At 41.2% G+C, this 21,837-nt stretch carries 21 protein-coding genes and 1 other annotated feature; all 21 genes read left to right on the top strand.

Annotated features, from left to right (window positions below; all coding sequences use genetic code 11):
• The first annotated feature begins 6 nt into the window (after positions 1–6).
• On the top strand, positions 7–1,011 hold the full coding sequence (floA, locus tag AOX59_RS05600) for a flotillin-like protein FloA (RefSeq protein ID WP_068443017.1): 1,005 nt from the start codon (positions 7–9) through the stop codon (positions 1,009–1,011).
• Between the two features lie 33 nt (positions 1,012–1,044).
• Positions 1,045–1,515: a hypothetical protein gene (locus AOX59_RS05595; protein WP_068443015.1), complete on the top strand. Its 471-nt coding sequence runs from the start codon at positions 1,045–1,047 to the stop codon at positions 1,513–1,515.
• A 117-nt stretch (positions 1,516–1,632) separates the two neighbouring features.
• Entirely contained in the window at positions 1,633–1,914 is a 282-nt protein-coding gene (gene yqfC, locus AOX59_RS05590) for a sporulation protein YqfC (RefSeq protein WP_068443012.1), read from the top strand.
• 23 nt (positions 1,915–1,937) lie between these two features.
• Positions 1,938–3,164 (top strand): sporulation protein YqfD, encoded by a 1,227-nt coding sequence (yqfD, locus tag AOX59_RS05585; RefSeq protein WP_068443010.1) that lies wholly within the window; start codon positions 1,938–1,940, stop codon positions 3,162–3,164.
• Positions 3,165–3,166: 2 nt separating this feature from the next.
• Positions 3,167–4,126: a PhoH family protein gene (locus AOX59_RS05580; RefSeq protein WP_068443008.1), complete on the top strand. Its 960-nt coding sequence runs from the start codon at positions 3,167–3,169 to the stop codon at positions 4,124–4,126.
• A gap of 79 nt (positions 4,127–4,205) precedes the next feature.
• Positions 4,206–6,356, top strand: coding sequence for an HD family phosphohydrolase (locus AOX59_RS05575; protein ID WP_068443006.1), 2,151 nt, complete (start codon positions 4,206–4,208; stop codon positions 6,354–6,356).
• The gene (ybeY, locus tag AOX59_RS05570) at positions 6,356–6,820 is read left to right on the top strand and encodes an rRNA maturation RNase YbeY (protein WP_068443003.1); all 465 of its coding nucleotides are present in this window, start codon (positions 6,356–6,358) and stop codon (positions 6,818–6,820) included. The genes AOX59_RS05575 and ybeY overlap by 1 nt, the downstream gene beginning before the upstream one ends.
• Positions 6,810–7,187, top strand: a complete 378-nt coding sequence (locus AOX59_RS05565; protein ID WP_068442999.1) for a diacylglycerol kinase family protein — start codon at positions 6,810–6,812, stop codon at positions 7,185–7,187. Before ybeY ends, AOX59_RS05565 begins: the two co-directional genes overlap by 11 nt.
• A 147-nt stretch (positions 7,188–7,334) precedes the next feature.
• Positions 7,335–8,234 carry a GTPase Era gene (era, locus tag AOX59_RS05560; protein ID WP_068442995.1) on the top strand — a complete coding sequence of 300 codons (900 nt, stop codon included), beginning with the start codon at positions 7,335–7,337 and terminating at the stop codon, positions 8,232–8,234.
• 97 nt (positions 8,235–8,331) lie between these two features.
• Positions 8,332–8,481, top strand: coding sequence for a YqzL family protein (locus AOX59_RS19135; RefSeq protein WP_082684135.1), 150 nt, complete (start codon positions 8,332–8,334; stop codon positions 8,479–8,481).
• 30 nt (positions 8,482–8,511) lie between these two features.
• Positions 8,512–9,255: a DNA repair protein RecO gene (gene recO / locus AOX59_RS05555; RefSeq protein ID WP_068442992.1), complete on the top strand. Its 744-nt coding sequence runs from the start codon at positions 8,512–8,514 to the stop codon at positions 9,253–9,255.
• 64 nt (positions 9,256–9,319) lie between these two features.
• Positions 9,320–9,493: a binding site (T-box leader), on the top strand.
• 60 nt (positions 9,494–9,553) lie between these two features.
• Positions 9,554–10,435: a glycine--tRNA ligase subunit alpha gene (gene glyQ, locus AOX59_RS05550; protein ID WP_068442989.1), complete on the top strand. Its 882-nt coding sequence runs from the start codon at positions 9,554–9,556 to the stop codon at positions 10,433–10,435.
• Positions 10,435–12,513, top strand: a complete 2,079-nt coding sequence (glyS, locus tag AOX59_RS05545; RefSeq protein ID WP_068442987.1) for a glycine--tRNA ligase subunit beta — start codon at positions 10,435–10,437, stop codon at positions 12,511–12,513. The genes glyQ and glyS overlap by 1 nt, the downstream gene beginning before the upstream one ends.
• Positions 12,514–12,632: 119 nt before the next feature.
• Positions 12,633–13,262, top strand: coding sequence for a transcriptional regulator CcpN (locus AOX59_RS05540; protein WP_068442983.1), 630 nt, complete (start codon positions 12,633–12,635; stop codon positions 13,260–13,262).
• 16 nt (positions 13,263–13,278) lie between these two features.
• Positions 13,279–14,088: a pyruvate, water dikinase regulatory protein gene (locus tag AOX59_RS05535; protein ID WP_068442980.1), complete on the top strand. Its 810-nt coding sequence runs from the start codon at positions 13,279–13,281 to the stop codon at positions 14,086–14,088.
• Between the two features lie 883 nt (positions 14,089–14,971).
• Positions 14,972–16,786, top strand: coding sequence for a DNA primase (gene dnaG, locus AOX59_RS05530; protein ID WP_068442976.1), 1,815 nt, complete (start codon positions 14,972–14,974; stop codon positions 16,784–16,786).
• Positions 16,787–16,811: 25 nt separating this feature from the next.
• Complete coding sequence (gene rpoD, locus AOX59_RS05525) at positions 16,812–17,936, top strand: RNA polymerase sigma factor RpoD (protein WP_068442973.1); 1,125 nt, start codon at positions 16,812–16,814, stop codon at positions 17,934–17,936.
• 195 nt (positions 17,937–18,131) lie between these two features.
• Entirely contained in the window at positions 18,132–18,554 is a 423-nt protein-coding gene (locus tag AOX59_RS05520; RefSeq protein WP_082684134.1) for a c-type cytochrome, read from the top strand.
• A gap of 106 nt (positions 18,555–18,660) precedes the next feature.
• Positions 18,661–19,374 (top strand): tRNA (adenine(22)-N(1))-methyltransferase, encoded by a 714-nt coding sequence (locus AOX59_RS05515; RefSeq protein ID WP_068442970.1) that lies wholly within the window; start codon positions 18,661–18,663, stop codon positions 19,372–19,374.
• A complete protein-coding gene (locus AOX59_RS05510) occupies positions 19,355–20,467 on the top strand; it encodes a Nif3-like dinuclear metal center hexameric protein (RefSeq protein ID WP_068442967.1) in 1,113 nt (370 codons plus the stop codon). The genes AOX59_RS05515 and AOX59_RS05510 overlap by 20 nt, the downstream gene beginning before the upstream one ends.
• Positions 20,468–20,518: 51 nt before the next feature.
• Positions 20,519–21,832 carry a DEAD/DEAH box helicase gene (locus tag AOX59_RS05505; RefSeq protein WP_068442964.1) on the top strand — a complete coding sequence of 438 codons (1,314 nt, stop codon included), beginning with the start codon at positions 20,519–20,521 and terminating at the stop codon, positions 21,830–21,832.
• Positions 21,833–21,837: the final 5 nt, after the last annotated feature.

The following is a 21,837-nucleotide window of genomic DNA, read 5'->3' as shown; positions in this document are numbered from 1 at the left end:
ATTCATATGACTTTGGAACAGTTGATGCCGATAATCATTATCGCAGTCATTATAATTGTTCTGGCAGTATTATTTACATTTATTCCAGTAATGCTGTGGATTAGTGCCTTGGCAGCGGGCGTTAAAGTTGGCATTTTCACACTTGTCGGGATGCGTTTGCGCCGGGTTGTACCAGCAAGAGTTATTAATCCGCTGATCAAAGCACACAAAGCAGGTTTGAGCGTTACAACGAATCAGCTGGAAAGCCATTACCTTGCAGGAGGAAATGTTGATAGAGTGGTCAACGCGCTGATCGCCGCCCACCGTGCTAATATTGAGCTGTCATTTGAACGAACGGCTGCCATCGACCTTGCCGGCCGTGATGTATTGGATGCTGTTGGAATGAGTGTTAATCCAAAAGTAATCGAAACACCTTTCATCGCCGGTATTGCAATGGATGGTATTGAAGTGAAGGCTAAAGCGCGGATTACTGTTCGTGCAAATATCGACCGTCTTGTCGGGGGAGCCGGAGAAGAGACAGTAATAGCTCGTGTCGGTGAAGGCGTTGTCAGTACAATTGGTAGTTCAGAAGCTCACACGAAAGTTTTGGAAAATCCTGATTCCATTTCCCACAACGTCTTAGGAAAAGGTTTGGATTCAGGCACAGCGTTTGAAATTCTTTCGATTGATATTGCTGATGTGGATATCGGCAAAAATATTGGTGCTATTCTGCAAACGGATCAAGCAGAAGCTGATAAAAATATTGCACAAGCTAAAGCGGAAGAAAGACGCGCTATGGCAGTCGCTCAGGAACAAGAAATGGTTGCCCGTGTTGAAGAAATGCGTGCAAAAGTGGTTGAAGCAGAAGCTGACGTTCCGCTTGCGCTGGCAGAAGCACTGCGTTCCGGTAACTTGGGTGTCATGGATTACATGAACTACAAGAATATTGATGCTGACACTGATATGCGTGGTACAATCGGGAAGCTGACTCAGGACAATGAGGATAATGGTGATGACCAAAATAACCAATAACGCCTCATTTCGTAAACAAGTAGGAGGGTTACAATGGAGATAATCTTCATTATTCTGGCTATCATTGCCTCACTTTCCGGGTTTTTCAAAGACAATAAGGATTCCGATACAAAAGTGCCGCCCCGGCGAAATAATCAGCCAGGGCCGTCACCGTCCACCGGCGGAAACACTGGAGAGTGGACACAACAGGAAGAATTGCCGCAATCGGCAGAAGTTCCAGCCACAATCGAAGAACAGCAGCAAGAACAACGGAAACAATTGGCTGAACGAATGAATACAGCTGGAAAGGAACAAGCGGAAAAGCGGGGACATGATGCGATTTTGCGGCATAACACAAGAGATTCGGGTAATGACCTTTCTCTGGAAAGAAAAAGGGCAAAAAAGCAGATGAGAAATAACCTGACCCGGACCGGTATGATTAACGGTGTTATTATGTCAGAAGTTCTAGGACAGCCGCGAGCTGTTAAACCATATCGGAGCATTATCGCCGAACGCAAAAAATAATAATAATAAAATTAAGAACCAATATCAGGTGAGTGGGAAGACTGCCTGGTGTTGGTTCTTTTTTGTTCTTATCCGGTCTTTAAATTCATAAAGATATGGTGAGAGGGGGCTGTGTAAGTGAAAAAGTGGCAACTGCGAATCGCACCATGGCTATCGAAATGTTTTTCACTTCCTTCTGATGTCATGATGGAATTACCAAGAGTTACCATGATTGGCCAGCTTCATGTTTATATTGAGAATCATCAGGGATTAAGTGTGTACTCCGATAAAGAGCTGAAACTTAAATCCAACAAAGGCTATATACAAATCTTAGGATCTTCCTTTGTGCTGAAGATGATGCTGCCTGAGGAAATATTGCTGGAAGGACATATAAAAGAGGTCAAATTCATACCGGATTAAATGTCATGTTAAGGGGGGAAAAAATGAAACATACACAAGGAACGTCGATTACGGGATATGTTACCGTTCAGGTTAAAGGGGTGAAACCGGAGCTATTTTTCCAGAAGTGCATTGAACAGAATATCATTATCTGGAATATCGAAAAAAAATCTGAAATGATCTGTTCAGGTAATATTAAATTGCAGGATGTTGCCAGCTTAAGACGTCTCAAACGAGGGACACATTACAAGCTTTCTTTTACGAATAAACATGGTTATCCGTTTCTGATGAAGAAATTCACCCGAAAAAAAGAATTTCTGATTGGTCTTGTACTAAGTGTGCTGCTTGTTTTTTTCCTGTCAAACATTATATGGGAAGTAAAGGTAACAGGCGTGCCAAAAGAAATTGAAGAGAAAATCTCAGATCAACTGACAGAATACGGCATACATCAGGGGGCATGGTCATTATCAATTGATTCGCCAAGTGAAATCCAGCAAAATTTAATTAGCGATATACCAGAATTATTATGGGTCGGTGTGCAGCAAAAAGGGACAAGCTATATACTGGAAGGCGTCGAAAAGTCGATTGTCGAGGAAGAAGAAGTGGATGGTCCCAGAAATCTTACAGCGGCCAAAAAAGGTGTTATCCAAAATATGTATGTCTCTAAAGGACTTCCGCAAGTTAATGTAAATGACTATGTGAACCAGGGGGATGTTCTTGTCTCAGGCAGACTTCAGTTTTCTGATGAAGAAGAAACAGATGACGATGACGAGAGCAAAAATGATTCATATGAGTTGGTCACTGCAGAAGGTGAGGTCATTGCAAAAACATGGTATGAAACTGAAGTCAGCGTACCCTTGAAAGCTAATTATGAACAATTAACCGGTGAGTCTGAAACAAATTATCATCTTAAAATCAGCAGTATAGAAATTCCGATATGGGGGTTTGGCAGTCCGGATTATAATGATATTCACCGGGAACGTCACGAGAAGGACTTATACTTTTTAAAATGGAAGCTTCCTCTAACGTTAAAGGAGACAATTCTCAGTGAAAAGACATATTATGAAACAAATCGAACGAGACAGGAGGCTGTTGAAATCGGCATCGAACAAGCTAAGCGTGAACTTCAGCTAAGGCTCGGCCCGGAAGCCGACATAACTTCCGAAAATATTTTGCAAGAAACCACAGAGAATGGTAAAGTTAAATTAATCTTATATATCGCTGTTGAAGAGGATATAGTCAAACATGAACCACTGGACCAAGGAGATTGATTATGCCGAATAACTTGAAAACAATCGAGTTACAGCTTACAAGTCCAAACGAAGCTCTGGCTTTATTTGGTACGAATGATAAATACTTAAAGCAGATTGAAGAGTTGCTTCAGGTTTCAATTGTCACAAGAGGCGAACAAGTAAGTGTTTCAGGGGATAACGAGACTATCGCCCTGGCTGAAAAAATCCTTATGACATTATTGTCCATTATAAGGAAAGGGCTGGATCTTACCGAACGGGATGTTGTTTATGCGGTCGAGCTGGCAAAAAAGGGGGAACTCGCTCAATTTGAAACCCTTTTTGAAGATGAAATAACCAAAAACGCAAAAGGCAAATCGATTCGTGTGCAGACACTGGGACAGAAATATTATATAGATGCGATTAAAGCAAATGATCTTGTTTTTGGGATTGGCCCGGCCGGGACGGGCAAAACGTATCTGGCGGTGGTCATGGCAGTCCACGCACTGAAAAGCGGCGAAGTGAAACGGATTATTTTGACACGGCCCGCAGTGGAAGCCGGTGAAAGTTTAGGATTTTTGCCGGGGGACCTTAAAGAAAAAGTGGATCCCTATCTACGTCCATTATACGATGCACTTCATGATGTTTTCGGCAGTGAGCATACAATGCGTCTGATTGAACGTGATACAATTGAAATTGCACCATTGGCTTATATGCGGGGAAGAACGCTCGATGATGCATTCGTTATTTTGGATGAAGCTCAGAATACGACACCCGAACAAATAAAAATGTTTTTGACACGCCTCGGTTTCGGATCAAAGATGGTTATTAATGGTGATATAACCCAAATTGATTTACCAAAGGGTGTACAATCAGGTCTGCAGGCAGCCAGACAGATTTTAGCGTCCATAAATGGTATTTCTTTTATTCATTTAGGTGCAGCAGATGTCGTACGTCATCCTTTAGTCCAAAAAATTATTGATGCCTACGAAAAAGCAAAGTAATGGATTCAGCTAATGTAAGACCCCAGGAATAGCGGGTCTTATTTCTATATAAACCGGCTGTGGCTGTGGGGGTGGGTTCATGAAATGGCTTCGTAATATGATACGACTCAGTAAAAATGTTTGGGCAAATAAGGTGATGGTTTTATTAACTGTCAGTCTTCTGGGTGCTGCCTTTTTTATTACGGCAATCGGCAATGTTCAGCCTGAAACATATGAAATTGAGCGGTTTTCAATTGCTCCCGAAACAATCCGTTCACCGGTAACGATTGAAAATGAGGAAGAAACAGAACGGAAAATACGCGAGGTTGTTCAATCGGTGGAAGATCGTTTCAACGTTTCAAATGACATTACCGATGAACAAACAGCGTATATTGAGGAAGTTTTTGATGCTGTTGTCACAATGAAACAGTCCCAAAGGCCCAATGATGTATCAAGAACACTCGATGAAGATACAACTGAACCATTAACATCCGAGGAGCAGCTGGCTCAGTTAAAACAGTTGCTAAGGCCGGAAATTACGGAATCAGTCAATGATGGCGTGTTGTATGAACTGCTCCATACAGAAATTGAAACACTTGAAGAAGGCAAGGAACTGCTGATCAATTCTGTAACAGAGGTTATGGAGGATGGCGTTCGCACTGAAAATATTCAAGAAGCCATATCTGAAGTGGAGCAAACCATTCAATTTTCTTCATTTGATGCTGAGATGAAATCGTCTTTGACTGAATTAAGTCACTTTGTTGTTGCCGAGAATTCCTTTTTTGATGCTGAAAAAACAAGTGAGGCTCGTAAAAAAGCGGCAAGTAATGTAGATCCTGTTGTCATACGGGCCGGTGAAGTGATTGTGAGACAAGGCCAGACCATCTCAAATGAAATCTATGATGAGTTGGCGCTTGTCGGGGCTTTGGACAGCCGGCAAAATAAGTTTCCGGTCATTGGTCTGGCACTGATTATTTTCCTTGTCATGCTTATCATGGTTTACGAGATCGGTATATTTGAAAAAAATAAAGACAAAGACATAGACAGAAGTAAACTCGGTGCCATCTTTTTTATCATTCTGATCAGCCTTCTATTTATGAAAGCCGGTAGTCTGTATGCAACTTCGGTGAATCAGTTATATTTTGCCGTTCCGGTTGCCACAGGAGCTTTACTGGTGAAATTGCTGCTTACCGAACGGCTGGCGATTGTCCAGTCGATGCTAATTGCTATACTTGGTTCCATTTTATATAATGGGCAAATTCCTGGTTCACTCAATGTGGAAGCGGGTATATACTTCTTCTTTTCTCAAATGGCAGCTGTTATTTTTCTTGGCCGTGCCACAGACCGGCTGGCAGTTTTAAAAGCAGGAATTGGCATGAGTGTCATGAACGTGCTTGCTATACTTACATTTTTATTCCTTTCAATTGAAAAATATTCCTTATCTGATATATTCATGCAATCAGGGTATGGTGTCATAGCTGCATTTTTATCAACAGTTTTGACATTCGGCCTGCTGCCATTCTTTGAAACCGGGCTCGGCATATTATCCGATTACAAATTGCTGGCACTTGCAAAACCGAATCATCCGCTTCTGCGTAAAATATTAACGGAAGCCCCCGGAACTTATCATCATTCAATTATGGTGGCAAACCTCAGTGAAACAGCATGTGAATCAATTGGTGCCAATGGTTTGCTAGCAAGGGTTGGAGCTTATTATCACGATATTGGAAAGACAGTAAGGCCTCAATATTTTATAGAAAATCAAATGACTGATAACAACCCGCATGATACAATACAGCCAAGAGAAAGTGCTGACATCATCATCAGCCATCCGTATGATGGCGCAGACATTTTAAAAGATCATAAGTTTCCCCAGCCGATTATTGATATTGCAGGGCAGCATCATGGCTCATCTCTGTTGAAATATTTCTATTTTAAGGAGCAGGATAAAAATAAACATACAAAGGAAGAAGACTTCAGATATCCCGGGCTGAAACCGCAAACGAAAGAAGCAGCGGTTATATGTATTTGTGATGCTGTGGAAGCGGCTGTCCGCTCTTTAAAGGAACCTACTGAGAAGAAAATCGATGAGCTTGTAGCATCGATTGTGAAAGAACGCCTGATGGATGGTCAGCTAAATGAATGTCCGCTTACATTGAAAGATTTGGATAAAGTACATCAGACGATTTGTGAAACATTAAAAGGTATGTTTCATTCAAGAATTCAATATCCAATCAAGGAGGCTAAATAATGCATATTGATTTTCATGATCAGACCAATTCCGTGCCGGTGGATGACATTGATTTAGTGCAGCGTCTGCTTATTTTTGCCGGGAAAAAGGAAGCTATAACCAGTGAAGCAGAGGTATCCGTTACATTTGTAAGCAATCAGGAAATTAAAGAAATCAACCGAAATTATCGTCAGCAGGACAGACCAACTGATGTTATTTCGTTTGCAATGCAGGAAAAAGTGGGGGAGGAGCCGGAAATCATCGGCGAAGACCACCCGCTTCTTCTTGGTGATATTGTCATCTCTGTCGATAAAGCAAAAGAACAAGCAGAAGAGTATGGCCACTCGCTGGAACGGGAGCTTGGGTTCTTAACAGTTCACGGGTTTCTTCACTTGCTCGGCTATGATCATATGAATGAACAGGATGAGGTCGAAATGTTTGGACGACAAAATGTGATATTGGGAGAATTTGGGCTTGAGCGATAAGCAAGGAAAATCGAAGTTTGGATTTTCCCATGCGTTAAATGGAATCGGCAAGATTATAAGGACCGAACAGAATTTCAGGTTTCACATGATAGCTTCTTTGTTTGTGATTGTTGCCGGTATTATTTTGCGTTTATCGGCATTTAAGTGGATATTCATTGTGCTGGCGATCGGACTGGTACTAGTAGCTGAAATCCTTAATACTGTCATTGAGAAAATGGTGGACTATGTAAAACCGGACATACACCCGCGTGCCAAAGTCATTAAAGACATGGCTGCAGGCGCTGTTTTAATTGCTTCAATCGTTTCTGCAACAGTTGGACTTCTTATTTTTATTCCGGAATTATATCGCTTGTTCGTGGGCTCTTAAACCTTCAAATGATAGGTTTTTCAGTATTAATGTCATTTTTTGCTGAAATAAAGGTTCTTTTCAAAGGTTTTGTCCATTTGCATGAAACAAACCTAATTTTATAGTAAGATAAAAAATATAACTAGAATTCACATCGGAGGAAACAGCATGGCAGATACATTCAAATCAGGATTTATTGCGATTATTGGCAGGCCGAATGTCGGCAAGTCAACTTTCATGAACCAAATGATTGGGCAAAAAATTGCGATTATGAGTGATAAAGCACAAACAACCCGTAATCGGATTCAGGGTGTTCTGACAACAGACGATGCTCAGATCGTATTTATTGATACACCGGGGATCCACAAACCTAAGCATCGATTAGGTGACTTCATGGTGAAAGTAGCTGAGGACACACTAAACGAAGTCGATGCCATATTGTTTATGGTCGATGCTAAGGAAGGTTACGGGAAGGGAGATCAGTACATACTGGATTTGCTTCAAAAAGTCAACCGGCCTGTGTTTTTGCTCATCAATAAGATCGACCTGGTTCATCCGGATGAGCTATTGCCTTTAATTGATCTTTACAGGGCAAAATATGATTTTGAAGAAGTTATTCCTATTTCGGCACTCCAGGGAAATACGGGACTTCTGCTTGATGAAATTAAACGCCACATTCCGGAAGGACCGCAGTATTATCCTGAGGATCATGTGACTGATCATCCGGAACGATTTATAATCAGTGAATTAATACGGGAAAAGGTGCTGGAATGCACACGGGAAGAAGTTCCTCATTCAATCGCTACAGTAATTGAAAATATAGAGGAAAGAGAGAACGAAAAGGTCTTTATCCAGGCAACAATTGTAACCGAGCGAAAAACGCAAAAAGGCATTATAATCGGGAAGCAGGGTTCGATGCTGAAAAATATTGGAAAGAATGCCCGCAAAGATATAGAAACACTGCTTGGTTCAAAGGTTTATCTGGAGCTCTGGGTTAAAGTCCTTAAAAATTGGCGCAATAAAGAATCCCAACTGCATGAATTTGGTTTCCGCAGTGATGAGTATTAATACTTGGTAAATTTTAATACTCATTCATTCAGTGCCTTATGGAAAATCTAATAATGAAGGTTACATTACAATCATGCAAAGAAAGGCGGGGTTTCTTGTGATCGACTTTACTTGGAAGGTTTTTAGTCAGACAGGAAACATTGAAACCTATTTGTTATTAAAAGAGCTGGAAAAAAATAAAGCAGCTGAAGTTAATGATAACCAGAATCAGATAAATAAGAACACGTCGCTCAATACAAAATTCTAGAAATGCCTTTTCGTGAGAAGGTGATACTAATTGCTTGAGAAACTGCAAGGCATTGTCATGAAAACCCAAGACTATGGAGAAACACACAAGATTGTTACGATATTCACCGGACAAGCAGGCAAAATATCTGCAATTGCCAGAGGTGCAAAAAAACCGAAAAGCAGAATGGCTGCTGTTACGCAGCCATTTATATATGGGGACTTTTTCGTTTATTTGAAGTCAGGATTGAGCACAGTTCAGCAAGGCGATGTGATCAATTCTTTCCGGCGTGTGCGTGAAGATATTATGAAAACAGCTTATGCAGCTTATATTGCTGAACTGACAGATAAGCTGACCGATTCCCATTCACCTGATGGTTATTTATTTAATCAGCTGTACAGGACGATGAATTGGATAGCTGAATATGAAGATTCTGATATTCCAATTATGATGTATGAATTAAAACTATTTAAAAAAGGCGGATTTGCCCCTGCTGTTGACAGGTGTGTGAACTGTGGCGGCAGGGAGATGCCTTTTGCCTTTTCAATTGCAGAAGGCGGCCTCCTTTGTGCCAAATGCCGGCATATTGACTCTCAATCAATTGCACTTTCTGACAAACTGGCGCGATTATTTTATGTTTTTTCTGAGGTTGAACTCGAACGGGTAGGAACCATTTCGGTAAAGGAAGAAAATAAAAAACTACTGCGTGATATTATGGATGCGTACTATGATCATTATGGCGGTTATTATTTGAAATCCAAACGATTCTTGAAGCAGATGGATAAACTGAATTAGGTCTGCTTTTCTTGACAACAGAACTGTGATGTCGTACTATTTTAATACATATTTAACAAATGCCAACATTGCACTGATGGAGAAGAGTACTTGTTGATTCGTGTTGTAAGCGAGTCCGGAATGGTGGAAGCCGGATAACAGAAGATAAGGAATGGCACTCCGGAGCAATCATAATAAAGCGGCTCTGTAACAAAAAGAGCAAGTAGGGTGGAACCGCGGATTGACAACCGTCCCTATACCGGCAAGAGTCCGGTGTAGGGGCGGTTTTTTATATCCAAATGATATGGAGGTTGAAATGATGACAATTCAAGAAATGATTTTAGCACTGCAAAAACATTGGTCAGATCAGAATTGCATTTTGATGCAGGCGTATGATGTGGAAAAAGGAGCAGGGACAATGTCGCCGATGACACTGCTCAGAAGCCTTGGTCCCGAGCCATGGAATGTCGCTTACGTGGAGCCCTCAAGAAGGCCTGCAGACGGAAGATACGGGCAGAATCCGAATCGGTTGTATCAGCACCATCAGTTTCAAGTCATCATGAAGCCATCTCCGGATAACATTCAAGAATTGTATTTGGATTCGCTCAAGGTACTTGGAATTAATCCTTTGGAGCACGATATACGGTTTGTTGAAGATAATTGGGAAAACCCTACCCTTGGTGCTGCGGGGCTTGGCTGGGAAGTCTGGCTGGATGGAATGGAAATCACCCAGTTCACCTATTTTCAGCAAATTGGTGGACTTGAGGCAAGTCCCGTATCGGTTGAGCTGACCTATGGGATTGAACGTCTGGCATCTTATATTCAGGATAAGGAAAATGTGTTTGACTTGGAATGGACAAACGGCGTCACCATTAACGATATCTTTTTTCAGCCGGAATATGAACACTCTAAATATACATTTGAAGAATCTGATACAGATATGCTCTTTCAGTTATTTATGATGTATGAAAATGAAGCGAGACTGACCATGGAAAAAGGATTAGTCTTTCCGGCATATGATTATGTATTGAAATGCTCGCACACATTTAATTTACTGGATGCAAAAGGTGTCATATCCGTAACAGAACGAACAGGCTATATTTCACGGATCCGCAATTTGGCCAGAAGCATTTCAAAAGCTTATGTCGCAGAACGTGAGCGTTTAGGCTTTCCAATGCTGAAAAAAGAGGAGGCACAATAATGGCAAAAGACGTACTGGTTGAAATAGGACTTGAAGAGCTTCCGGCCCGATTTGTGGATAATGCCGAAAAACAGTTTCTGGACAGAACACGGGAATGGTTTAATGAATCACGTATTTCTTATGAATCCATCGTTTCTTACTCAACTCCCCGCAGATTGGCGGTTCTGGTAAAAGCGGCTGCTGAGGAACAGACATCACTTGAAGAAGCGGTTAAAGGTCCTGCATTAAAAATCGCTCAGGATGAAGACGGCAATTGGACAAAAGCAGCAATCGGCTTTACGAAAGGACAGGGTAAAACAGTTGATGATATCTATACCAAGGACATCAAAGGGACTTCGTATATTTTTGTCACAAAACAGATTATCGGCAAGCCGACGAAAGAATTGCTGCCCGAGTTCAGCCAAATCATCACATCCATTCAATTTCCGAAAAACATGCGCTGGGCGGAACAAACATTGCGCTATGCGCGCCCAATACGGTGGCTAACCGCACTATTTGGACAAGAAATTATTCCATTCGAGGTTGCAGGTGTCAGTACGAATAACCGAACTTTTGGCCACCGCTTCCTGGGAGAAGCCGTGAGGTTACGAGAACCTGCTGATTATGAAGAGACTTTAGAAAAACAGGCTGTTATCGTTGATCCGCAAAAGCGCAAGCAAATGATTATTGAGGGAATGAACAAAACGGCAGCAGAAAATGATTTCCATATCCCGGAAGATGATAGATTGCTGCAGGAAGTGGCTAATCTGGTGGAATATCCGACTGTGTTTGTCGGGTCATTCAATCCTTCCTACCTGAAACTGCCGGCTGATGTGTTGATAACGTCAATGAAGGAACATCAGCGTTATTTCCCTGTCAAGTCAAAGAATAAAGAGCTTCTCCCATATTTTGTAGGGGTCCGGAATGGTGATAATCATGCCCTTCAAACGGTTATCAAAGGAAATGAAAAAGTTCTTCGGGCAAGGTTGTCGGATGCACAGTTTTTTTATGAAGAAGACCAGAAACAATCCATTGAATTTTATTTGGAAAAGTTGGAGCGGATTGTGTTTCAGGAAAAACTTGGCACGATTGCTGATAAAGTAAACCGGATCACCGCTATTGCAAAACAGTTATCCGGTGCATTGGAATTGGATGAAGGAACACGGACAAACACAGTAAGAGCAGCTGAAATTTGCAAATTTGATCTCCCGACAAATATGGTGAATGAATTTACAAACCTGCAAGGGATTATCGGTGAGACATATGCCTTGAATGCGGGTGAGACCAAGGCATCTGCACGGGCTGTATCTGAACACTATATGCCCGTTCAGGCAGATGGGAATATTCCCGGAACAGTTGAAGGGGCTATCGTAAGTGTGGCCGATAAGCTGGATACGATTGTCGGCTGTATTTCAGCCGGTCTAATCCCAACCGGCTCCCAGGATCCATATGGGCTGAGAAGGCAGGCAACCGGTGTCTTAAGGATACTTAAAGCTTACAATTGGAATATAAGCGTTGAGTCATTGCTTCAATTGGCCGAACAGCAATATGCAGGGTTCAGTGAAACTGAAGAAGATCAAGCAAGAGAAGAAACAGCACAGTTTTTCAGACATCGTATCACATATCTTCTGAAAGAAACATCCATTGAACAAGATGTTATACAAGCTGTGTTATATAATGAGATTGGTGTTATTCCTTATATGGCTTTGAAGGCTGAAACATTATCCAATGAACGGAATAACCCGGATTTTAAACCGGTTCAGGAAGCACTCGTCCGAGTATTGAATCTGGCTGCTAAGACCGATGAAACAACCATAACCGAAGCTGTATTTGAAACAGAATCTGAACAAAAGCTATATGATACTTACCTGAAAGTAAAAAATGCTTACACAAGCACCAACCAGAAACAGCAAGCAAGAGAGACGCTCAATCAATTAGGCCGTCTTGCACAGCCTATACATGCTTTCTTTGATCACAATATGGTTATGACCGATGATGAGCGAATTCAAAAAAATCGCCTAGCTCTGCTTAACAGCATTGCGACGTTAATTTATGATTATGCAGACCTATCAGCAATTGAATGGAAGCAGCATTTTTAAGGATAGACTGTCATTAATCATTAAAGAAGTCTAAGGATATCATTATTTCCTTTTTCACTTTAAAGCGTGTATAATATTAGAGAGTGGTATGACACATTTAGTTCGCAGGTGGTGGAAAAGTGGAATTATCGAATAGACAGGAACAAATTATTACAATTGTAAAAGAGAACGGTCCGATTACCGGCGAAAATATTGCAGATCGTTTAAACCTGACACGGGCAACGCTTCGTCCTGATTTAGCCATCCTTACAATGGCAGGCTTTCTCGAAGCGAGACCCCGCGTTGGGTATTTTTATACAGGAAAAACAGGTGCAGAGCTTTTTACTGAAACGATTAAAAAATTCAAAGTTTATGAATATCAATCAGTTCCCGTTGTTGTAAAAGAAGGGGCATCTGTCTATGATGCGATTTCAACCATGTTCCTGGAAGATGTGGGCACCTTGTTTGTCGTCAATGATGATTCATGCATAACTGGTGTTTTATCCAGAAAAGATTTATTACGGGCAAGTATCGGCAATCAGGATTTAGATGCTATTCCGGTACATATTATTATGACCCGGATGCCTAATATCACCGTCTGTTATCGTGATGATCTGATAGTCGAAGCTGCCAAGAAACTGATTGATAACCAAATTGATGGTCTTCCGGTTGTCAAAGATACAGATAAAGGAACGGAAATTGTCGGCCGGATTACGAAAACGACAATCACGAAGATATTTGTGGAACTTATTATGGAGGAGCATTTCTAAGGGAGGAGCATTGTCTATGGCAGATAAAAAGCTTGTTTACGTTCTCTCCGACTCGGTGGGAGAAACGGCTGAATTAGTGATAAAAGCAGGTTTAAGCCAATTTAATGATGGTGAATATCAAATTCAGCGGGTTCCATATGTTGAAGACAAAAATACGATTGATGAAATAATGCAGCTTGCCAGAGAAAAACAGGGGATTGTAGGCTTTACCCTTGTGGACCCAGAATTGCGGGAATACATCAATGACCAGGCAAGTGAATCAGGCATGGAAGCCATTGATATTATGGGGCCGATGATGAATGCGATGAAGCGCGCTTTCAGCAGAAGTCCCCGTTTAGAACCGGGACTTGTTCATCAGCTCGACGAAGATTATTTCAAGCGGGTTGAAGCGATAGAATTTGCGGTTAAATATGATGATGGCAGGGACCCGCGAGGCATTGCCCGTGCAGATATAATTTTAATCGGAGTTTCCCGCACTTCCAAGACACCATTATCCCAATATTTGGCCCACAAACGATTGAAAGTTGCCAACGTTCCAATTGTGCCGGAAGTGGACCCTCCCGAAGAATTGTATGAAGTGGACCCTGCTAAATGTATTGGGCTGAAAATCAATTCTGAAAAACTGAATGACATCAGAAAAGAACGCCTTAAAGCTTTGGGACTGGGAGATCAGGCTTCTTATGCCAATCTGGAACGCATTCATCAGGAATTGGAATATTTTGATAAAGTGGTTGAAAAAATTGGGTGTGATGTTGTCGATGTGTCATATAAAGCGGTAGAAGAGACAGCGAATACAATCATGCGAAAGATAAAAAATAAAGCTTAACAATAAGAAAACATCCTGCCCTAACTGCGGGGGGTGTTTTTCTTTGGCTGTATTCGTAAATTTTGATGCTCGTTAACCCTCGTAGTCGATATAAACTGCGACACACAGTGAAAAAAATCTCTGAGTGCTGTAATACCGCTCCGGAAATACACGCCGCGCACCTTAGGGCGGCTGGTGAGCCTCCTCGGGCTAAGCACTAAGGAGTCTCACCTATGCCTCCCGTCCCGCAGGAGTCTGGAGTGTATTTTCTGCGCTAGGCATTGTTCAATATACTAACTTGAAGTATTAGCAAGATTTTTTATTATGGGCTAGTAACTTGCAGCTGGGATATGCGAGCCCCTTGAAAATGGATAAGCATTTTCTGTGTACAATGTGAAGCTGTTTGAAGCTTTCCTTGTAATTAGAATGAAAGCTCGCTAAAGAATTATCATTGGTTCGCATTAGATGGATTTTATGTCAAAAACAACAACCTTTTAGAAAACTGTCTTTGATTTCTGTTTTATTTTTAATTGCATATTTTAGGCTCATGTATTATACTTATATCTTGTGTAAAAAATGGATTGTTAACTTATTTTTCTGCTGATCACAATTCAGAAAAGTAAAACATCGTTTTCCGGGGAGGAATAATCATTATCAATGTAGAATAAAAGGTATGTAAGCATCTGCCCGCAAAGTACGTTTATATAAGTGCTTCAAGAGGTACAATAATACAGTATAACGTCCTTCTAATGGTTGTTCCAAGATCCGAAAAGACACGTTTTTTCGGATAGTCAGTTTTAATTCTTGCCAATGGGAGGTATTTTTTTCGACTTAACCAAAAAGATTGTCGAAATATGAAGGGTTTTTTTTCTAAATATCGAATAATATAAGCATGGTGGTAAAAATGCCTAAACAGGTATCTGAAGAGAATATAGAAGAAATTCGCCGTTCTAACGACATTGTTGATGTCATTGGTGACTATATCCAATTGAAAAAACAAGGCCGCAATTTCTTTGGGCTTTGTCCGTTTCATGGTGAACAGACTCCCTCATTTTCTGTTACGCAGGAAAAACAAATTTTCCATTGTTTTGGATGTGGAAAAGGCGGGAATGTCATAACTTTTATAATGGAAATGGAAGGGTACACTTTCTACGAGGCTTTAAGGCTTCTTTCAGACAAAAGCGGTATTGAACTGCCTGAGGTGTCTGATGAGCAAAAATCATCCATTTCCATGGAAAGTCAAAGTATTCTGTCCGCTTCCGAATGGATCGCTAAGCTTTACCACCATTTATTGCGTTATACAAAAGATGGCAATGAGGGCTATCGGTACTTCAAGGATCGCGGAATAGAAGATGATACCATTGATGCGTTTCAGCTCGGTTTTGCACCGAACGTCAAAGATTTCACAGCTGAGTTTCTTAAGAAAAAAGGATTTCACCAACAGATTCTTGTCAAAGCTGGTCTCTTATCGTTGACTGAGAACAATATTGCTGCAGACAGATTCCGCAGCCGGGTTATCTTTCCAATCCGCAATCACCTTGGTAAAACAGTTGCTTTCGGAGGCAGAACAATTTCAGATCAGGAACCTAAATATTTAAACAGCCCTGAAAGTGAGCTTTTTCAAAAAGGAAAGCTTCTTTATAATTTTGATTTAGCCAAAAAGCATATCCGCAAGCAAAGTGAAGCTGTATTATTTGAAGGTTATATGGATGTTATATCTGCATATCAGGCTGGTGTAAAGAACGCTGTTGCTACCTTGGGCACGTCACTTACAGACTCACAGGCAAGGCTTCTCAGACGTTATGTTGATACCGTCATTATTTGCTATGATGCTGATGCAGCAGGCAATGAAGCTGCTTATAAAGCTGCGGAACTGCTGAAAAAGACCGGGTGTCAGGTTAAGATAGCCAATCTCCGCGAGAACATGGATCCGGATGATTTTATAACAGAATTTGGAGCTGAACAATTTCAGCAGGAAGTTATTAAATCAAGTTTGACTTTCACCAATTTCTATATGCGGTATCTGAAGAAAAACTATAATCTGACACTCGAAGGAGACCGTATACAATATATTGAAAAGGTTTTGGAATACCTCGCGACGGTTGATAGTTCTGTTGAACGGGAATACTATTTACAAGAGATCAATGATGCTTATAATGTGTCAATGGATTCATTAAAACAGGAAATTGCGGGTTACCGCCAAAGAATGGGAATTGGCAAGGATAAGATAAATAAGAACAGATATACTAATAGGGCACCAAATGATAACTATACGAAAAAATTGCTGCCAGCTTTTCAAAATGCTGAGCGACAGCTGATTGCATATATGTTGCAAGATGCGTCCGTTATTGATAAAGTTCAGGAGGAAATAGGCGCGTCCTTTAACGTGGATGATCATAAAATCATTGCGACGTATTTATATGCCTATTATGAAGATCACGAAGAACCAGATGTGAGCATGTTTGTTGAAATGCTGGAAGACGACAGGCTTAAGCAGCTGGTGACTGAAATTGCAATGATACCAGTATATGATAATATAACGCATGATGAAATCAACGACTATATTAAAACAATTCTTGTTGAAAACAGCAACAAGCAGGATGTCCAAACATTAAAAGAGGAGCAGAGAATTGCTGAACAGCAGAATGACCCAATAAAAGCTGCTGAGATAGCAATGCAAATCATCGAACTCCAAAAGCAATGGAAGAAGATAAAATGACTGCAGTTGGAAAGGAGGGGGACTCATGGCTGAAAATAAGCCTTCACAAACAAAAGAAAACAATAACAGTGAAATGACCCTGGAGCAAGCAAAAAATCAATTGCTTGAGATGGGTAAAAAACGCGGTGTATTGGCTTATGAAGAAATTGCTGACCGTCTGTCCGCTTTTGCAATTGAATCCGAACAGATGGATGAATTTTATGAGTACCTGACAGAGCAAGGTGTCGAAATAATAGGTGATTCTGAAGAGGATCCGAAGATGCAGGAAATTGCTAAAGAGGAAGAATTTGATTTAAATGATCTTAGTGTTCCGCTTGGTATTAAAATAAATGATCCTGTTCGAATGTATTTGAAGGAGATAGGAAGAGTTGATTTATTATCAGCGGCAGAAGAGATCGACTTGGCAACGCGCATTGAGAATGGTGACGAAGAAGCTAAAAGACGACTGTCAGAAGCGAACTTGCGGCTTGTTGTCAGCATTGCCAAACGTTATGTTGGTCGTGGCATGTTGTTCCTTGACTTAATTCAGGAAGGCAATATGGGTCTGATTAAGGCTGTTGAGAAGTTTGACTATCGAAAAGGGTTTAAGTTCAGTACGTATGCTACATGGTGGATCCGTCAAGCGATTACACGGGCAATTGCAGACCAGGCTCGTACAATCAGGATACCTGTCCATATGGTTGAAACAATCAATAAACTTATTCGTGTTCAGCGGCAGCTCTTGCAGGATCTTGGCAGGGAACCGACACCTGAAGAAATCGGGAAAGAGATGGAACTTTCACCGGATAAGGTTCGTGAAATTCTAAAAATTGCTCAGGAGCCTGTTTCACTTGAAACGCCAATAGGTGAAGAAGATGATTCGCATTTAGGTGATTTCATTGAAGATCAGGAAGCTGTGTCACCCTCAGATCATGCATCATATGAATTACTGAAAGAGCAATTGGAGGATGTTCTGGACACGCTTACCGACCGGGAAGAGAATGTGCTGCGTCTCCGTTTTGGTCTTGATGATGGCAGAACAAGGACGCTCGAGGAAGTTGGTAAAGTATTTGGCGTAACGCGGGAAAGAATTCGCCAAATTGAAGCTAAAGCATTGCGTAAACTGCGGCATCCAAGCCGAAGCAAGCGTTTGAAAGATTTTCTCGAATAACGCATTTCAGTCATTGAGCACTGTTTCAGTGTGCAATGGCTGTCCTACATAAAATGTTTTACAGCGTTGATTTCGATATGATTCTTTTTTAAAATGTCATAAATGTTTTTCTTTAAATAAGACTGTTTTTGGAGTAAACTATAAATAGTTATGCATCTTTATTTTACAAAGGATTATACATAAGGAGGAACAACGATGAGTAGAAATGCAGTCATACCATACGCTTTAATAGCCGGTATAGGCATCCTGTTAGTTATCGTCATATCATTTGTTGGTCTTAACCAGCAAGAAGCTATACAGGAAGAAGAAAGTGGCGGGGAGCAAAGTGAACAGCAGGAAGGCGGCTCTGGCGATGGTTCCGGCGGCGGTGACGGCTCCGGTGGCGGAGAAACAGCTGCAAACGGTGAAGAAGTCTACCAGAATAACTGTGCAAGCTGCCATGGACAAGACTTATCAGGCGGTGCAGGACCTGCTCTGGACACTGTCGGAGGCAAATATTCCAAAGATGAAATCAAGCAAATTATTGCAGATGGCTTCCCTGATGCCGGAATGCCTCCGGGTCTGGTTCAGGGTGAAGATGCTGAAGCTGTAGCACAATGGCTTTCCGAGCAGCAGTAATAGGTAGTAAATTTTAATGTTAATGCCAAAAGAGTAAGCTTACTGGACTTGCAGCAGGCTTGCTCTTTTATGCTCTTATAGGGTTTGGATTCATAAGGAGAGTGCCATGAATAATACAGTTAAACTTTCCAGACGACTGCAAAAAGTCGCATCATTCATCATGGAAGGAAGCAGGTTCGCTGATATCGGTTCAGATCATGCTTACCTTCCTTGTTATGTCTGTCAAAACGATCGGCATGCATATGCGATAGCCGGGGAGGTGAATGAAGGACCTTTTCAAAGTGCTCAAAAAGCGGTACAAACCTTTGACTTGCAAAACAGGATTGAAGTCAGACTGGGAAATGGGCTTCAAATTTTAGATGATGGTGAGGTGAACCTGGCAGTCATTGCGGGTATGGGCGGTTCACTGATAAAGACGATATTAGATGAAGGGAAATCTCGTTTAGGAAGTGTGCAGCGGATAATTGCTCAGCCAAATGTTGATGAGCGCAGTGTCCGTTCCTGGTTCAGTGCTTATGGCTATTCGATTTCAAATGAGACAATGGTTGAAGAAAGTGGTCATATTTATGAAATAATAGTTGCTGATAAAAATGATGGCCCTCAAAGTCTGACGGATAGGCAATTATTATTCGGTCCAAGTCTTTTAAATCAAAAATCTAATCTGTTTTATGTCAAATGGAACCATGAATATAAAAAACGGCAGCGGGTTATTGAACAGATGAAACGGGCGGCAACACCCGATTATGATAAACTTGATGTATTCAAAAAAGAATTGATATGGATAGAGGAGGTTTTGCACGATGGCAGCAGTTACGCATAATGCAGATGTTTTTAAAGCTATGGAAACCTGGGCACCAAAATATTTGGCTTATGACTGGGATAATGTCGGTTTGCAGATCGGTTCCTTTCAAAAACCCGTGAAAAACATATTGATTTCATTGGATGTACTGGAAGCGACAGTGAATGAGGCTATCGAGAATAATGTCGATCTGATTATCGTCCATCATCCGCTATTCTTTAAATCCATAAAACAAATCAACATGGATACAGCAAAGGGACGTATCATTCAAAAATTGATACAACATGACATTTCAGTTTATGCAGCACATACTAATTTTGATGCGGCAAATGGCGGCATGAATGATATCATGTGTCATTTGCTCGGCATTCAAAACGCGGATGTTCTCGACAAAAACTATACCGAAAGATTGGTGAAAATAGCTGTATTCGTTCCACGGACACATGCTGACGAGGTGCGTGATGCCATGAGCCGGAATGGAGCCGGTCATATTGGGGATTACAGCCATTGTACTTTTCAGTCACAAGGCCAGGGAACATTTAAACCACTTGAGGGGTCTGACCCTTATATCGGAAATCAAGGAGAACTGGAATTTGTCGACGAGGTCAAAATTGAGACAATTATCCCTGCAGCAAAAATGACCCCTGTTATTGATGCTATGATAGATGCCCACCCGTATGAAGAGGCAGCCTATGATGTTTATCCGGTTGAAAACAGCGGTGAAGTTTATGGTGTCGGACGAATCGGCACTTTAGACGAAGAACTGGCATTAAAAACATTATGCGAGCGCGTAAAAAAAGAGCTTAATGTTCAGAATATCAGAGTGACTGGTGATTTGGACCGAAAAGTTAAGACTGTGGCTGTATTAGGCGGCAGCGGCGAAAAATATATTAATAAAGCCAAACACATGGGGGCTGATGTTTATATAACCGGTGACATGACGTTTCATACAGCCCAGGATGCCCGTGAGATGGGACTATCGGTCATCGACCCAGGCCACTATGCTGAAAAAGTAATGATATCCTATACGAAATCATTTTTGGATAATTATTTTGCAGAAGACCTTAACATTTTAGTTTCACAAACAAACACAGATCCATTTCAATTTATTTAATGTTAAGTGAAAGGACTTTATTAAAAGGCGCGTTAAAAGGAGATTAATCTTATGAGTCATCAATTTAATCAGTTTTCTTTTCAGCCTGAGATAAAAACTGTTATCGAACAATTAAATTTTCAAACCCCGACACCGATTCAACAAAAAGTCATCCCGTCTATCTTGAAAGGAACCAGCGTGATTGGACAGTCGCACACTGGTTCAGGAAAAACGCACGCCTATTTACTGCCGCTTTTCAATCAGCTTGATACAAATAAACGGGAAGTCAAATTGGTTATCACGGCACCTACACGGGAGCTTGCAAGGCAAATATATGATGAGGTCAGAAAAGTTATTGACTATGCAGGAATGCAAGGAACCTGGATTGCGAAGCTGCTAGTCGGAGGAACCGATAAGCAAAAAATGATGGATAAATTAAAAAAACCTCCGCATATTATTGTTGGAACACCAGGACGAATACTGGACATGGTAAAGGAAGATGCAATTTCAATTTATAGCGCTTCTTCGTTTGTGATTGACGAAGCTGATCTGATGCTGGACTTAGGTTTCATTCGGGAAGTTGACCAATTGCTATTGCGGGCAGATGAAAACATTCAAATCCTTGCTTTTTCGGCCACTATTCCGCAGCAACTGGAGCAATTTTACAGTAAATATCTTAAAAACCCGCTCCATGTGAAAATTAATGATCAATTAGCACCCGAGCAACTGGAGCATGTCATAGTTCCGATTCGCCATCGTGAAGCGTCAGATATAATTATCGACATTTCGAAAACTATCCACCCTTATATAAGCATCATTTTTGCAAATGGGAAGGATGCAGCGGACAGTTTAGCGGATTCATTACTGCAGAAAGGTCTTAATGTTGGGATTATTCATGGCGGGATTTCACCAAGAGAACGAAAACGAACACTTAAAGACATCCAAAATCTTAAGTTTCAATATATTGTTGCAACAGACCTTGCTTCACGGGGCATCGACATTAAAGGCGTCAGCCATGTCATAAATGCACAGTTCCCTAAAGAGGAAGACTTCTATGTGCATCGGGCCGGCCGGACTGCACGGGCCGGAATGGAAGGCACAGTCATCAGTTTATATGATGAGGCGGATTACCGGCTGTTGGAAAAATTAAAACAAAAAGGGCTGACGTTTGCATTCCGTGATTTAAAGAATGGGGAATGGAAAGAAGCCAAAGCCTGGAATGAACGAACCAAGCGCCGAAAAACAGACAGCAGTACGAATTCTGAAGCTTGGAAAAAGGTTAAGAAACCAAAAAAAGTAAAGCCGGGCTATAAGAAGAAAATGAAAAATGAGCAGGAAAAAATCAAAAAACAAATGACGTCCAAGTCAAAAAAGCATCGAAAATAATTTTG

The organism is Lentibacillus amyloliquefaciens (assembly GCF_001307805.1).
GTDB classification, from domain to species: domain Bacteria; phylum Bacillota; class Bacilli; order Bacillales; family Amphibacillaceae; genus Lentibacillus; species Lentibacillus amyloliquefaciens.
Note: the sequence above shows the minus strand (reverse complement) of the source record. Positions and strands in the feature narration are given on the sequence as shown.